The organism is Nonomuraea cavernae, assembly GCF_040655715.1.
Classification (GTDB): domain Bacteria; phylum Actinomycetota; class Actinomycetes; order Streptosporangiales; family Streptosporangiaceae; genus Nonomuraea; species Nonomuraea cavernae_A.
Map to the genome: position 1 here is coordinate 57,498 of NZ_JBFAKL010000023.1, position 14,364 is coordinate 71,861.

Here is a 14,364-nt window from a genome sequence, read left to right on the forward strand (position 1 = left end):
CAGATTGGAACCATGCATGACAGCGCACACGACCCCCTGGCCCTCACCGTCGTCTCCTCGCACGCCACGTCCGAGGGCGTCGTCTCCTACCTCCGCTGCGCCTGCGGCGCCTGGGAAGTGCGCACGTCCGGTCCCCGGAACCTCGTCGCCAGGATTCCCACCGTGCTCGCAACGTGATGATCAGGACATCGACGGACACGGTGCGGTAGTCCTAGAGTCGGCAGCACCACTCCCAGGAGGACAGGCATGTCGAGCATTCCGTCCCTGCTGCGCGACCGGATCGCGGCGACCCCCGACGCCGAGGCCTACCGCACCCCGTCGGCCGACGGCTGGACCTCGTTGTCCTGGCGGGAGGTGGGCGAACGGGTCCGCACACTCGCGCTGGGCCTGGCCGGGCTCGGCGCGGGCTCCGGCACCCGGGTGTCCATCCTCAGCTCCACCCGGCTCGAATGGATCATCGCCGACCTGGCGGTGCTGTCCACCGGCGCGGCCACCACCACGATCTACCCGTCCAACACGGCGGCCGAGTCGGCGTTCGTCATCACCGACTCGGGCAGCACGATCGTCATCGCCGAGGACGACGACCAGGTGGCCAAGCTGAGGTCGGTGCAGAAGGAGCTGCCCGACGTCACGCACGTCCTGGTGATCGACGGCACCCCCAGCGACGACGGCTGGGTGCTGCGGTTCGACTCGGTGAGCGGCGAGGGCGACTACGACGCGATGGTCGACGCCATCGCCCAGGACGATCTGGCCACCCTCATCTACACCTCCGGCACGACCGGACGGCCCAAGGGCGTGGAGCTGACCCACGACAACTGGCTCTACGCGGGCGGCGCGGTGCGCGAGCTGGGCCTGCTGTCCGGCGACGACCTGCACTTCCTGTGGCTGCCGCTGTCCCACTCGTTCGGCAAGCTGCTCGAGGTCGTGATGATCGACAGCGGCGTGCCGACCGCGATCGACGGCCGCCTCGACAAGATCGCCGAGAACATGGGCGTGCTCCGGCCCACCTTCATGGCCGCGGCGCCGCGCATCTTCGAGAAGATCCACAACACCGTGGCCGCCACCCAGCAGCGCGAGGGCGGCGCCAAGCTGAAGATCTTCACCTGGGCGCGGGCGACCGGCATCCGGGTGGTGCGGGCCCGCCAGCACGGCAAGGCGATCCCGCTGACCACCCGCCTGGAATACGCCCTGGCCGACCGGCTGGTCTTCAGCAAGCTGAGGGCCCGCTTCGGCGGGCGGATCCGCTTCTTCATCTCGGGGGCGGCGCCGCTCTCGCAGGACATCGCCGAGTTCTTCGACGCCGCCGGCCTGACGATCCTGGAGGGCTACGGGCTCACCGAGTCGTCGGCGGGCAGCTTCCTCAACCGGCCTGACAGCGTGAAGTTCGGCACGGTCGGTCTGCCGCTGCCCGGCACGAAGGTGCGCGTCGCCGAGGACGGCGAGGTGCTGATCGGCGGGCGTGGCATCATGCGCGGCTATCACGGCCTGCCCGAGGAGACCGCCGAGGCGCTGGAGGACGGCTGGCTGCACACCGGCGACATCGGCGAGCTCGACGCCGAGGGCCGCCTGATGATCACCGACCGCAAGAAGGAGCTGATCAAGACCTCCGGCGGCAAGTACGTCGCCCCCACCTACCTCGAAGGCCGGATCAAGGCGGCCTGTCCCTTCCTGTCGCACGTGTTCGTGCACGGCGACCGGCGCAACTACTGCACGGCGCTGGTGACCCTCGACATGGAGGTGGTCAGGCCGTGGGCCGAGTCCGAGGGGCTGCCGGCCGACGCCAAGGCGCTGAGTGAGCACCCGCGGATGCTCGCCGAGGTCGAGAAGGCGGTCGCCCAGGTCAACAATGGCGAGGCCAGCTATTCCACGATCAAGAAGTTCGCCATCCTGACCGACGACTTCACGGTCGAGTCGGGTGAGCTCACTCCCAGCCTCAAGATCAAGCGCAAGGCCGTCGAGACACGCTACGGCGGCACGCTCGACTCCTTCTACGACGCGCCCGCCTGATCTCCGCTCGCCCGATCTCCGCTCGCCTGGTCTCCGCTCGTCGCGTCGTCGCGGCGGGCGGGGCGTTCGAAGGCCGCCAGCAAGCGGTCGGCGGCCAGGGCGGGGGTCAGGATGCCCGCGAGCACCTCCTCCTCCACCTGTCCGCCGATGGCCCGCACAGCGGGGTCGTCGCGCAGCTCCGAGAGCAGCCGGTTGCGCACCAGGGTCCAGGTCCACTGCACCTGCTGGCGGCGGCGCCTGGCCGCCAGGTCGAGGCTCTCCTGGTGGGCCAGGATCTGACGCCAGAGCTCGGGCAGGCCCGCGCCGGTGAGGCCGCTGCAGGTGAGCACCGGGGGCGGGGTGCTGTCCGAGCGGAGCATCCGCAGCGCCCCGGCCAGCTCGCGCGCCGCCTTGCGGGCGGCGGGCTCGTGCTCGCCGTCGGCCTTGTTGACCGCGATGACGTCGGCCAGCTCCAGCACGCCCTTCTTGATGCCCTGCAGCTGGTCGCCGGTGCGGGCCAGGGTGAGCAGCAGGAACGTGTCGACCATGTCGGCGACCGAGGTCTCCGACTGGCCGACGCCCACGGTCTCGACCAGCACGACGTCGTAGCCGGCCGCCTCGACCACCACCATCGCCTCCCGGGTGGCCTTGGTGACGCCGCCGAGGGTGCCCGAGGTGGGCGAGGGCCGGATGAAGGCGGCCGGGTCGACCGACAGGCGCGACATGCGGGTCTTGTCGCCGAGGATGCTGCCGCCCGTCCTGGTGGACGAGGGATCGACGGCCAGGACGGCCACCCGGTGCCCCTGCCCGGTCAGCAGCGTGCCGAGCGAGTCGACGAAGGTGGACTTGCCGGCTCCGGGCACGCCCGAGACGCCCACCCGGCGGGCCTCGCCGGACATCGGGGTGAGCTCGACGAGCAGCCGCTGGGCCAGCGCCATGTGGTCGGGCCTGGTCGACTCCACCAGTGTGATCGCGCGGGCGATCCAGGCGCGGGAGCCGTCCTTGACGCCCTGGACGTAGTCTTCGAGCGACCGCACCGGACTAGTGTCCCAGCCGGGCCGTGAGCTCCCGGAGCAGGTCGAGGGCCGCGTCGGCGATCACGGTGCCCGGCGGGAAGATCGCTGACGCGCCCGCCGCACGCAGTTCGTCGAAGTCTCCCGGCGGGATGACGCCGCCGACCACGATCATCACGTCATCGGCGCCCAGCTCGGCCAGGGCCTGCCTGAGCGCGGGCACCAGCGTGAGGTGCCCGGCCGCCAGCGAGGAGACGCCGACGATGTGCACGTCGGCCTCCACGGCCTGGCGCGCGACCTCCTCCGGCGTCTGGAACAGCGGGCCGACGTCCACGTCGAAACCCAGGTCGGCGAAGGCCGTGGCGATCACCTTCTGGCCGCGGTCATGGCCGTCCTGGCCCATCTTGGCCACCAGGATGCGCGGGCGGCGGCCCTCGTCACGTTCGAAGTCGGCGCACGCCCGGCGCGCGTGCTCGATCCCGTCGGCGGGACCCGCCTCGTCGCGGTACACCCCCGAGATCGTACGGACCTGACCGGCGTGGCGGCCGAACACCCGCTCCAGCGCGTCGGAGATCTCGCCCACCGTGGCCTTGGCGCGGGCGGCGTCGACCGCGAGCTTGAGCAGGTTGTGGTCGAGCCCGGGGGTGGGGCTGTCGGCGGCCTTGGTGAGGGCGTCGAGCGCGCGGCCGACGGCGGCGTCGTCGCGTTCGGCGCGCAGCCTGCGCAGCTTGTCGAGCTGCTGGGTGCGGACGGCGCTGTTGTCGACCTTGAGCACGTCGATCGGCTCGTCGGCGTCGGGACGGTACTTGTTGACGCCGATCACCGGCTGCCGCCCCGAGTCGATGCGCGCCTGGGCGCGGGCCGCGGCCTCCTCGATGCGCAGCTTGGGCAGGCCGGCCTCGATGGCCTGGGCCATCCCGCCCGCGGCCTCGACCTCCTGGATGTGGGCCCAGGCGCGTTCGGCCAGGTCATGGGTGAGGCGCTCGACGTAGTAGGAGCCGCCCCACGGGTCGATCACCTGGGTGGTGCCCGACTCCTGCTGCAGCAGCAGCTGGGTGTTGCGGGCGATGCGCGCGGAGAAGTCGGTGGGCAGCGCCAGCGCCTCGTCGAGGGCGTTGGTGTGCAGCGACTGGGTGTGGCCCTGGGTGGCGGCCATGGCCTCGACGCAGGTGCGGGCGACGTTGTTGAAGACGTCCTGCGCGGTGAGCGACCAGCCGGAGGTCTGCGAGTGCGTACGCAGCGACAGCGACTTGGGGTTCTTCGCGCCGAACCCGGAGACCAGCCTGGCCCAGAGCAGCCGGGCGGCGCGCAGCTTGGCGACCTCCATGAAGAAGTTCATGCCGATGCACCAGAAGAACGACAGGCGGGGCGCGAACCGGTCGATGTCCATCCCGGCGGCGACGCCCGCCCGGACGTACTCGACGCCGTCGGCCAGCGTGTAGGCCAGCTCCAGGTCGAGCGTGGCCCCGGCCTCCTGGATGTGGTAGCCGGAGATGCTGATCGAGTTGAATTTCGGCATCTTTTCGCTCGTATAGGCGAAAATATCCGAAATTATGCGCATCGATGGGGTGGGCGGATAGATGTAGGTGTTGCGGACCATGAACTCCTTGAGGATGTCGTTCTGGATGGTCCCGGCCAGCTGCTCCGGCGCCACCCCCTGCTCCTCGGCGGCCACGATGTAGAGCGCCAGGATCGGCAGCACGGCGCCGTTCATGGTCATCGACACCGACATCCGGTCGAGCGGGATCCCGTCGAACAGCTGCCGCATGTCGTAGATCGAGTCGATCGCCACCCCCGCCATGCCCACGTCGCCGGCGACGCGCGGGTGGTCGGAGTCGTAGCCCCGGTGCGTGGCCAGGTCGAAGGCCACCGACAGCCCCTTCTGCCCGGCCGCGAGGTTACGCCGGTAGAAGGCGTTGGAGTCCTCGGCCGTGGAGAAGCCGGCGTACTGGCGGATGGTCCACGGCTGGTTGACGTACATGGTCGGGTAGGGGCCCCGCAGGAACGGGGCGGCGCCCGGATAGGTCTCCAGGAAGTCGAGCCCGTCCAGGTCGCCGGCCGTGTAGAGCGGTTTGACCCCGATGCCCTCGGGTGTCTCCCACACCTCGCCCCCGGGCGGGTCCTGCGGTCCGGCCGGGGCGCGGCCGTCCAGCGGGATGCCGGTGAAGTCGGGGATCATCGGGCAACCTCCAGGTCGTCGAAGGTCGTGCGGAGCACGTCGAGCACGTCGCAGCCGGCGTGCAGGCGGGCGTCCACGCCGTCGTAGTCACCCTTCCCCGCCAGCCAGATCCTGTGCGCGCCCGCCCGTCTCAGCGCGGCCGCGACCGCCTCGGCGTGCTGGGCGTAGAGCTTGTCGCTGGAGCACAGGCAGGCGACGGTGGTGCCGCTGACGGCGAAGGCGGTGGCGATCTGCTCGGGGTCGACGCCGGGCCCGGCGGTCTCGGTGGCCAGGCCGCCCGCCTGGAACAGGTTGGCGGCGAACGAGGCGCGCGCGGTGTGGGCGGCGACCGGGCCGATCGTGGCCAGGAACACCTTGGGCCGCTCGGGCCGGGCGTCGGCGAGGTCGCGCAGCCGCTCGAACTCCTCGGCGTAGTGGATGCGCGGCAGACCGGACGCCGGCCCTCCGGACTCGGCAGACCCAGCAGACCTGGCGGACCCGGCGGACCCGGCGGACCCGGCGGACCCGGCGGACCCGGCGGACCCGGCAGGCGGGGCGGACGCGGCGGCTCCGGCGGGTGCGGCGGGACGGCGGAGCGGCTTCTCCCCAAGGTTGGGGAACTCGCTCACGCCGGTGATCGGGAATCGGCGGTGCGCGATGTCGCCGGCACGGCGCTCCCTGGTCGTGGCGACCCGCTCGGCCACCAGCGGCCCTGCCGCCTTCATGCCGCCCGCGGCCTCGATCTCCTGGAACCACGCCCAGGCCCGCTCGGCCAGGTCGGCGGTGCGCCGCTCGACGTACCAGGAGCCGCCCGCCGGGTCGATCACCCTGCCGACCCCCGACTCCTCCAGCAGCAGCGCCTGGGTGTTGCGGGCGATCCGGCGGGAGAACGCGTCGGGCAGCCCGAGCCGGGCGTCGAACGGCTGCACGGTCACCGCGTCGGCGCCGCCCACGCCGGCGGCGAAGCAGGCCAGGGTGGTGCGCAGCATGTTCACGTAGGGGTCGCGCGCGGTCATCATGGCCGAGCTGGTCACCGCGTGCTGCAGCTGCTCGCCCTGACCTCCGCACGCCTCGGCGACCCGCGCCCACAGCTTGCGAGCCGCGCGCAGCTTGGCGATGGTGGCGAACTGGTCGGCGGTGGCGGAGTAGCGGAACTCCAGCTGGCCGAGCGCCTGCTCGACGGTGAGCCCGGCTTCGGTCAGGGCGCGCAGGTGGCCGACGGCCAGCGCGATCGAGCAGCCGAGCTCGTCGGCGTCGCTCCCGCCCGCGTCGTGGTAGGGGGTGGCGTCGACGGTGATGGCCCGCAGCCCCGGGAACTCGGCCGCGCACCGCAGGGCCAGCGCGACCGCCACATCGGGCCGGGCGGCGCCGGCCCCGAGGTTGCCCGAGGGCGGGGTGCCGCGCTCGGCGGCCAGCGCGAGCAGGATCTCCGCGGCCTCGGCGGTGGCGGCGCCGGCGTCGAGGACGACCGGCGCCAGGTCGAGGTAGACGCCCTCCAGGACCCTGGGCAGCTCGCTCACCGGGATCGCGCCGTCACCGGCCACCAGCCAGAGCGACGTCACGCCGTTGCCCAGATCGGCCAGCACCGCCTCGGGGTCGGCCACGGCGTGCCGCTGGCGTACGTCCCAGCCCGTGGTGGTCCGCGCCCCTCTCGCGAACGGCGGCGCCCCGGGCAGGTCGGCGGCGTCGTAGAGCGGCGCGAGCGTCACCCCGTCGTAGGTCGGAGTGGACAGCGTGGGCTCCGGCGACTCGGCCTCGACCCCGGACTTGCGCAGGACTCCGAGCGCGAGCGCCCGCCAGTCGTCGCGAGTGGTGGAAGGGAAATCCACTGCCAGATCCATGAAACGGATAGTAAGCGGCGTCTGGCAGACGCCGGGAACCGGGGGTGGCCCCAGGTCAAGCCCCGGCCACGATCAGGGCATCGGCGCTTCCCAGGACAGCCGCCAGGTGGTGGGACCCACGATGCCGTCGGCCTCGACGCGCTGCTGGCGCTGGAACCGGCGGCACACGTCGCGCGAGCCGGGCCCGTAGGCGCCGTCGGCCTCCAGCTCCCAGCCACGCCTGCGCATCTGGGCCTGCCAGGTGCGGACGTCCTCGCCATGCATGACCGGCGGGTACTTCAGCAGCCTGCCGGGGAACGAAGGCGCCTCCGGCGGGGTGGTGCCTCCGCCGCCGCCGGGCCTCGGCGCGCCTCGGCGCACCCACGCGTACAGGGCCTCGCCCGGGCAGTCGGTCGCGTAGCCGTCGCGGTGTCCCTTGATCTCCTTGCCGGCGTCGCCGCGCTCGCGCACGTGGTCGATCGCGTCGAGGATGCCGTGCAGCATCCCGTCGGGCGGCTGCACCAGCCCGGCGTTGCCGACCAGCCCGAGCACCGCGTAGTGGCCGGCGTTGAGCCCGGCCCCGTTGGCCGCCGGCAGGTGGTGCAATCCCCTGCCCACGAAGACCTTCCGATGCGGACAAACCACGAAAGAGTATCCGATGTCCACCCAGCCGTTGCCGTCCATGTGGCCGCGCTGGATCGACTGCACCAGGGAGACGCAGCCGTTGTGGTCTCCGGCGATGCCGGGATCGACCCTGCCTCCGGTGTAGTGGACTTTGACGCCTCTGGTCGAGTCGAGCTGTGTGTAGTCACCGCGAGGCGCGCGGGCGTTCCAGTCACGCCGGGACACGAGGTCGGCCACCGTATGCTCTCCGGGGGTCGGGATTGTGACGACTGAGCGTAACGCGGCCTGTGCGGAGTGGTCCCGGATTTCAGCTATTTCGTCTACGGCCTGATGACCCGTTTGTCGGTGATGATCGCCGTGATCAGGTCATGCGGCGTCACGTCGAACGCCGGATTCGCCGCGTCGGTGCCCTCCGGCGTGAGCCGTACGCCTCTGATCGTGAGGACCTCGGCGGGGCCCCTGTCCTCGATCTCGATCTGCTCGCCGGTCGGCGTGGCGAAGTCGATCGTCGTCTCGGGCGCGACCACGTAGAACGGCACTCCGGCACGCTGCGCGCCGAGCGCGAGTGAGTAGGAGCCGATCTTGTTAGCGGTGTCGCCGTTGGCGGCGATCCGGTCGGCGCCGATGAGCACCGCGTCGATGCCGCCCCTTGCCAGGAGGTACGGTCCCGCCGAGTCGGTGACGAGCCGGTGCGGCACCCCCATCCTGCCGAGCTCCCAGGTGGTCAGCCTCGCCCCCTGCAGCAGCGGCCGGGTCTCCAGGGCGAGCACCTCGGCCATCCGCCCACGCTCGTGCAGCGTCTGGACGACGCCGAGCGCGGTGCCCCGCTCGACCGCGGCCAGCCCGCCGGTGTTGCAGAGCGTCATGACCCGCAGCCGGTCGCCTTCGAGGAGGTCGGCGCCGCGCTCGCCCATGGCCACGCAGGCCGCGATGTCCTCGTCGCGGATGCGCAGCGCGGTCTCCAGCACCGCCTCGGGGCCCTGGCGCAGCCAGGCGGCGGCCTGGTCGACGCCCCAGGCGAGATTCACGGCCGTGGGCCTGGCGGCTCGCAACCTGGCGATGGCCTCCTGGTCGTCTCCGGCCAGCACGACGCCGAGTGCGCCCGCGACGCCGAGCGCGGGCGCCCCTCGCACGGCCAGCCGCTGGATCGCGTCGATCAGCTCGTCGACGGTGGAGATCCTGACCATGACGCACTCGTCGGGCAGCCGCGTCTGGTCGACCAGCTCGATCGCTCCGTCCACCCAGTCAATGGTCCGCACTCGATCAACGCTAATCGATCGGTGCGAAACCGCCACTATTCGTACGAATCTGTCATGGCCTGGTCAGTGCGGCGTTACCGCCGAGTCGGACCTGGGAGGCGACGTGAGCGACCGCACATGTCCTGTCATGCCGGAGAAAGACCAATCCGGAGAAAGACCGATAACGTAGCGCCATGGTGATCCCCCTGACACCTGACGATCCGGCGTCGCTGGGCGCGTTCCGCCTGGCCGGGCGCCTCGGCGAGGGCGGTCAGGGCGTCGTCTACCTGGCCCACGGGCCGGACGGCGAGCCGGTCGCGGTCAAGCTGCTGAGCACGGGCGACGCCGAGACCCGGGCCCGGCTCGCCCGCGAGCTCGCCGCTCTGGAGAGCGTCGCCTCCTTCTGTACGGCCCGCGTGCTCGACGCCTCGACGGACGGACCGCGCCCCTACGTGGTGAGCGAGTTCGTCGACGGCCCGTCGCTGACCGACCGGGTGCGCGAGCGCGGCCCGCTCCGTGGCGGCGACCTCGAACGCCTGGTGGTGGGCACCGCGACCGCGCTGGCCGCCATCCACGCGGCAGGGGTGGTGCACCGCGACTTCAAACCGGCGAACGTGCTGCTCGGCCCCGACGGGCCGCGCGTCGTGGATTTCGGCATCGCCAGAGCGGAAGGCGCGGCGACGCTCACCTCGGGGCTGATCGGCACCCCGGCCTACCTGGCACCGGAGCAGATCGGCGGCTCGCCCGCCTCGGCGGCCTCCGACGTGTTCGGGTGGGCGGCGACGATGGTGTTCGCCGCCACGGGCCGGTCCCCGTTCGGCGCCGACACGGTGCCCGCGGTGCTGCACCGGGTCCTGCACGCCGAGCCCGACCTGTCCTCGCTGCCGCCGCGCCTGCGGGACCTGATCGCGGCGTCTCTGGCCAAGGACCCGTCCCGCCGTCCTTCGGCCCGCGACCTGATGCTCACCCTGGTCCACCCCACCCCCGGCGGAAACGGCGGCGCGCCGATCCCGGCCTTCGCATCCGCTCCCACCGGCTCGTCCGCCCTCGCCGTCCCCTCCCCTGGCGCCGGCTCACCTGCCGCCACCGGCCCGCGCCCGGCCGAGGGTCCAGGACCGCCGGACACCGTGCCCGGGTCCGGCCATCCGGCCGGCACCGGCGGACCGCCAGGGCGGGCGCGTGGTGTGCTGATCGGCGTGCTGGCGGTCGTGGTGGCCCTGGCGGCGGGCGGCGCGGTCCTCTGGTTCGGCCGCGGCTCACTCCTTCCTTCCGCGCGGACGACCGCCGAGCCCTCGACCTCCGCCTCGGCGGACCCAGCGGATCAAGGGGCTTCGGCTGCTTCGACGGCTCCGGTGAGCCCGCCGACCACGGGCACCGGCGATCCTGGCTCCGCGTCGCCCCCGGCTTCGACGGCCGCCAAGGGCTCGGTGCGGATCCCGGCCGCGTTCGCGGGCACCTGGAAGGGCACGGCCGACGGGGACGTCCTCGGCACCAAGTTCGACGACGAACCCGTCACGATCACCCTGCGGCAGGGCGACACCACGGGCGTCTGGGACTCCCCCGGCGAGGACCCCGGCTGCGCGAAGGGCACGCTCACGACGAAGGACCTGTCCGGCCCGACCCTGACGTTCGGCCTGTCCGGGCTGGGCGGCACATGCGCGATCATCGAGTCCGCGGGCGGCATCACCGTGTCGCTGAAGCGCAAAGACGACGGCAGGGCCGACTACGAGCTGACCATGCCGCTGGCCGGGAGGAGCAAAGGGGACCTGACCAGAAGCGGCCCGGCTTCCCGGCCCTGACCCGAAGACGATGTACGGCCAATACCGCTAAACCCTTCGACATACCGTTAGGTCTGACCCGATCATTGGGGGCATGTCTGTGATTAAGGAGGTGCCGTTCCCCAGTCCGGAGACTCCCGAGCTCCCGATGAACATCTGGATCGACGACGCCGATTCGGCCATCGACATCATCGACGCCATGGCGCTGTCGCCGTTCGCGACCGGGGTGCAGCCCTGGTCCCGCCTGGTCAGCCTGGAGCGCGTACGCACCGACGCCGCGCTCAGCCCGGCGCAGGGCCGCGTGGTGCGCACGGCGCAGGTGCAGGACGGCCCCGAATCCCGCCTGATCTGCGGTGAGGGCTGGACCCTGCGGGTCGTCCGCCACCGCAACCGCACGGCGACGGTCAGCGTGACCGCCGTCAGCGACGAGCTGGCCCGTTCGGTGCTGAAGGAGAGCATCGACGGCGCGGAGGAGCCGGAGCCCGACACCGACCACGTGGAGATGGGCTTCTGGTGGCGCACCTCCCACGGCGGCACCCGCTCCGAGAAGCCCATCACCGCCCAGCCGTGGGCGGAGATCGAAGGCAACTACTCGGCCGGGGCCCGCAAGTCGCTCGACCTCCTGATGGGCGTCACCCCCGCCGACGTCAACGGCCGCCTCATCCTCCTGCACGGCCCGCCCGGCACCGGCAAGACCACGCTGCTGCGCTCGCTGGCCAAGCAGTGGCAGGACTGGTGCCAGGTCGACTGCGTGCTCGACCCCGAGCGCCTCTTCAACGACCCCGGCTACCTGATGGAGGTCGCGGTCGGCTACGACACCGACGAGGACAAACAGCGCTGGCGGCTGCTCGTGCTGGAGGACTGCGACGAGCTCATCAGCGCGGCGGCCAAGGCGCAGACGGGCCAGGGCCTGTCGCGGCTGCTCAACCTCACCGACGGGCTGCTCGGCCAGGGCCGCGACGTGCTGGTGGCGATCACCACCAACGAGGACCTGACCCGCCTGCACCCGGCCGTGGTGCGGCCCGGCCGCTGCCTGGCGCAGATCGAGATCGGCCCGCTGGCCCGCGAGGAGGCCGTCCGCTGGCTCGGCACCTCCACGGGTGTCGGCCCGTCGGGCGCCACGCTGGCCGAGCTGTACGCGGCCCGTTCGGGCCGCGCCCCGGCCGCCACCGGCGACGAGTCGACGGGCCTCTACCTGTAGCGGCGCCCCTTCGCCGGGACATCCCGCGGCCCGGCCGGGACGCTCACGTGAGCGCGTGCGTCCGGGCGCGGGCGGCGATCCTGGCGGCCAGCACGTGCTTGCACGGCCCGCGCGACCCGCGATGGTCGAACCACCACGCGCACGTGCACTCCCCCTCGGCGATCCGCACCCTGCGCACGCCGCCGGAGGTGGTCACCTCGGCGCGGTCGCCGTCGAGCCGGACCGCCCCCGACTCGGCCAGCGCGCGGGCGGCGGTGAGCCGCGGGTTGAGCTGGGCCACCTGCTCCCTGTCGTAGGGCAGCTCCCGGTGGAAGTGGGACGCCTCGTGCAGGTCGTAGCCGACCCGGCCGGCGGTGCCGAGCTGGGTGAGCGCGGCGCGTACGCGGCCGACCGGCAGCCCGGAGCGGTCGGCGAGCAGCCCGAGCTCGACGGCCGGCTCGAAGTTGAGCAGCATGCCGACCACGTCGGCGTCACCAGCCGCCTCGTCGGTGGACAGATGGTCGAGGACCGCGCCCTCGCCGGAGAATCCGCGCCACGGCTGCGGTGAGACGGCCAGGGTGTAGCGCATGCCGGGCAGCTCCAGCTCCCACGCGCTCGCCTGGAAGCCCTCGCCGGCGGCCGGCGCGTAGACCCGCAGCGCCTTGGCGAACCTGAGCAGCGGCGACAGCGTGGCGAGACGGCCGGCGCCGGACAGGCCGACCGCGCCGGGGCCGGGATCGGCGGCGAGCCGCAGGTCGCCGCCGGACGGCACGGCCCAGACGGTCGCCCCGGCCTTGCGCGGCAGCGACCGCAGGAAGCGCACCGCCCGCGGCCCCTTCAGCTCGGCCCGCAGGTCGAAGCCCGCCGCGATCACCTGGACCTCGGCGAAGCCGCGCAGCCAGCGGACGGGCAGCGGCACCTTCTTCTCCACCACCGCGCCGTCGAGCGTGGTGACGGTCAGCTCGTCGGGACCGACGCCCAGGTGCAGCGGGTCACGACCGCCGACCCGGGCCAGCGACTCGCGCAGCGGCCCGTTGACGTCGACGTTGGTGGTGCCGCGGTCGAGCACCTCGCCGTCGATCGCCGTCACGTCGAGCCGGGCGTAGACGCCGCCGCAGGCGGAGAACGACTCGAACCTGAGCCGGTCGCCGTCGCACGTCACCACCGGGTCGCGGGTCCAGCCGGGGCGGGGCTGGTGGTAGCGGGCGAGCGCCACGTCGGCCACGGCCAGCAGGCCGGCGGCGGCCGGGGCGGCCTGGGTGAGCAGCCCGCTGAAGAATCGGGGATGGGCCCGGGCTCCGGACAGCGCCGTGCCACCGGAGGTGGACAGGCCGAGCCGGCCATCGGCGAGTGTGGAGGGCCCGGCGTAGGAGTACGCCTGCACCGCTTGAGTCATGGCCGGAACACTAATGATCACCACTGACAGATCCGGCTGTTACGTAAACCTTCCGATGTGCGACACCACAGGTCAAACCACAATGTGCCTGGTGCTCACCGTCGACCTGGCCCGCGTCGCCTTCCGCCGCTTCGCCCCGTCCCTCACCGGGCCCGCGACCGCGTGGACGAGCGACGAACAGCCGATCGGCTTCGAGGCCACCCAGCTCGTCCCCTCGTGGACGGCGCGCACCCCGCCCGGCGGCTGGATCGAGGTGGAGCTGCGGGCCAGGACCACGGGCGGCGCGCTCACCAAGTGGTACGTGATGGGTCGCTGGTCCGAGCACGGCGACCCGCGCACGTCCGTGGCGGGCCAGGGTGACGACGACGGCGACGTGGCGGTGGACACGTTCGTGGCGCGCCGGCCGGTGACGGCCTACCAGGTGCGGGTCACCGCGTGCGGGGCGGGCGCGCGGGTGGGGACGCTCGGCGTGATGGCCTCCGCGGTCCCGCAGCACCCCGCCGTTCCCGGCCCCTCCGCTGCGACCGCCGCCGTCGACCTGGCGGTGCCCCGGCACTCGCAGCACGAGCACGCCGGGCACCACCCGGAGTGGGACGGCGGAGGCGCCAACTGGTGCGGCCCCGCCTCGGTGGCGATGGTCCTCGGCTTCTGGGGGCGCGGCCCCGGCGACGACGAGCTGGCCTGGGTGGGGGCGGGCGATCCGCATCCGGTGGTGGACCACGCCGCCAGGCACGCCTACGACTCCAGCTACCAGGGCACCGGCAACTGGCCGTTCAACGTCGCCTACGCCGGCCGCTACGGGCTGACCGGGTTCGTGACCAGGCTCCGCTCGGCGAGGGAGCTGGAGGCGTTCGTCCGGGCGGGGATCCCGGTGATCGCCTCGTTGTCGTTCAGGGCGCACGAGCTGCCCGGGGCCGGCTATTCGACGGCCGGGGCCATCATGGTCGTCGCCGGGTTCACCGCCGAGGGCGACGTGGTGGTCAACGATCCGGCGGCGCCGGACGACGGCCAGGTGCGCAGGGTCTATCCGCGGGCGGCGTTCGAGAACGTGTGGCTGCGGGGCACCGGCAGCGGCGGCATCGTCTACGTCCTGCACCCGCCCGAGGTCCCCCTGCCCCCTTCTGACGGCAATTGGTAACCAACAACTGATGGCATTGGGTGACTTATGACT

Annotated in this window: 11 protein-coding genes; 5 read left to right on the forward strand and 6 right to left on the reverse strand. The window is 72.6% G+C overall.

Annotated features, from left to right (window positions below; translation table 11 throughout):
• Positions 1-12: 12 nt before the first annotated feature.
• Both AB0I38_RS28975 and AB0I38_RS28980 read left to right on the forward strand, forming a co-directional pair.
• Positions 13-177: a hypothetical protein gene (locus AB0I38_RS28975; RefSeq protein ID WP_358482821.1), complete on the forward strand. Its 165-nt coding sequence runs from the start codon at positions 13-15 to the stop codon at positions 175-177.
• A gap of 69 nt (positions 178-246) precedes the next feature.
• Positions 247-2,007, forward strand: a complete 1,761-nt coding sequence (locus AB0I38_RS28980; RefSeq protein WP_358482829.1) for an AMP-dependent synthetase/ligase — start codon at positions 247-249, stop codon at positions 2,005-2,007.
• Here the strand turns inward: AB0I38_RS28980 and meaB are convergent.
• From meaB to mtnA, 5 genes are all read right to left on the reverse strand, one after another.
• Complete coding sequence (gene meaB / locus AB0I38_RS28985; protein WP_358482838.1) at positions 1,989-3,023, reverse strand: methylmalonyl Co-A mutase-associated GTPase MeaB; 1,035 nt, start codon at positions 3,021-3,023, stop codon at positions 1,989-1,991. The two genes, AB0I38_RS28980 and meaB, sit on opposite strands and share 19 nt — an antisense overlap.
• Before the next feature lie 4 nt (positions 3,024-3,027).
• Positions 3,028-5,178, reverse strand: coding sequence for a methylmalonyl-CoA mutase (gene scpA, locus AB0I38_RS28990; protein ID WP_358482854.1), 2,151 nt, complete (start codon positions 5,176-5,178; stop codon positions 3,028-3,030).
• Positions 5,175-6,998 (reverse strand): methylmalonyl-CoA mutase family protein, encoded by a 1,824-nt coding sequence (locus AB0I38_RS28995; protein ID WP_358482873.1) that lies wholly within the window; start codon positions 6,996-6,998, stop codon positions 5,175-5,177. Before AB0I38_RS28995 ends, scpA begins: the two co-directional genes overlap by 4 nt.
• 72 nt (positions 6,999-7,070) lie before the next feature.
• Positions 7,071-7,838: a peptidoglycan recognition protein family protein gene (locus AB0I38_RS29000; protein ID WP_358482887.1), complete on the reverse strand. Its 768-nt coding sequence runs from the start codon at positions 7,836-7,838 to the stop codon at positions 7,071-7,073.
• A gap of 83 nt (positions 7,839-7,921) precedes the next feature.
• Entirely contained in the window at positions 7,922-8,860 is a 939-nt protein-coding gene (gene mtnA, locus AB0I38_RS29005; protein WP_358482899.1) for an S-methyl-5-thioribose-1-phosphate isomerase, read from the reverse strand.
• 173 nt (positions 8,861-9,033) lie between these two features.
• On the opposite strand from mtnA, the gene AB0I38_RS29010 reads away from it, so the two are divergent.
• Together AB0I38_RS29010 and AB0I38_RS29015 are read left to right on the forward strand one after the other, a co-directional pair.
• Entirely contained in the window at positions 9,034-10,638 is a 1,605-nt protein-coding gene (locus AB0I38_RS29010) for a serine/threonine protein kinase (RefSeq protein WP_358482928.1), read from the forward strand.
• A gap of 73 nt (positions 10,639-10,711) precedes the next feature.
• The gene (locus tag AB0I38_RS29015) at positions 10,712-11,818 is read left to right on the forward strand and encodes a DUF5925 domain-containing protein (RefSeq protein ID WP_358482951.1); all 1,107 of its coding nucleotides are present in this window, start codon (positions 10,712-10,714) and stop codon (positions 11,816-11,818) included.
• Between the two features lie 43 nt (positions 11,819-11,861).
• On the opposite strand, the gene AB0I38_RS29020 is transcribed toward AB0I38_RS29015, so the two are convergent.
• Positions 11,862-13,193 (reverse strand): SWIM zinc finger family protein, encoded by a 1,332-nt coding sequence (locus tag AB0I38_RS29020; protein ID WP_358482962.1) that lies wholly within the window; start codon positions 13,191-13,193, stop codon positions 11,862-11,864.
• Between the two features lie 82 nt (positions 13,194-13,275).
• Here AB0I38_RS29020 and AB0I38_RS29025 point away from each other — a divergent pair, with 82 nt between their 5' ends.
• Positions 13,276-14,331, forward strand: a complete 1,056-nt coding sequence (locus tag AB0I38_RS29025) for a C39 family peptidase (protein WP_358482972.1) — start codon at positions 13,276-13,278, stop codon at positions 14,329-14,331.
• Positions 14,332-14,364: the final 33 nt, after the last annotated feature.

Excerpts from the sequence above, each read along its gene's own strand:
- AB0I38_RS28975 (WP_358482821.1), top strand. The coding sequence starts at position 13 with ATGCATGACAGCGCACACGACCCCCTGGCCCTCACCGTCGTCTCCTCG.
- AB0I38_RS29020 (WP_358482962.1), bottom strand. The coding sequence starts at position 13,193 with ATGACTCAAGCGGTGCAGGCGTACTCCTACGCCGGGCCCTCCACACTC.
- AB0I38_RS28980 (WP_358482829.1), top strand. The coding sequence starts at position 247 with ATGTCGAGCATTCCGTCCCTGCTGCGCGACCGGATCGCGGCGACCCCC.
- AB0I38_RS29025 (WP_358482972.1), top strand. The coding sequence starts at position 13,276 with ATGTGCCTGGTGCTCACCGTCGACCTGGCCCGCGTCGCCTTCCGCCGC.
- AB0I38_RS28995 (WP_358482873.1), bottom strand. The coding sequence starts at position 6,998 with ATGGATCTGGCAGTGGATTTCCCTTCCACCACTCGCGACGACTGGCGG.
- AB0I38_RS29010 (WP_358482928.1), top strand. The coding sequence starts at position 9,034 with ATGGTGATCCCCCTGACACCTGACGATCCGGCGTCGCTGGGCGCGTTC.
- AB0I38_RS29015 (WP_358482951.1), top strand. The coding sequence starts at position 10,712 with ATGTCTGTGATTAAGGAGGTGCCGTTCCCCAGTCCGGAGACTCCCGAG.
- scpA (WP_358482854.1), bottom strand. The coding sequence starts at position 5,178 with ATGATCCCCGACTTCACCGGCATCCCGCTGGACGGCCGCGCCCCGGCC.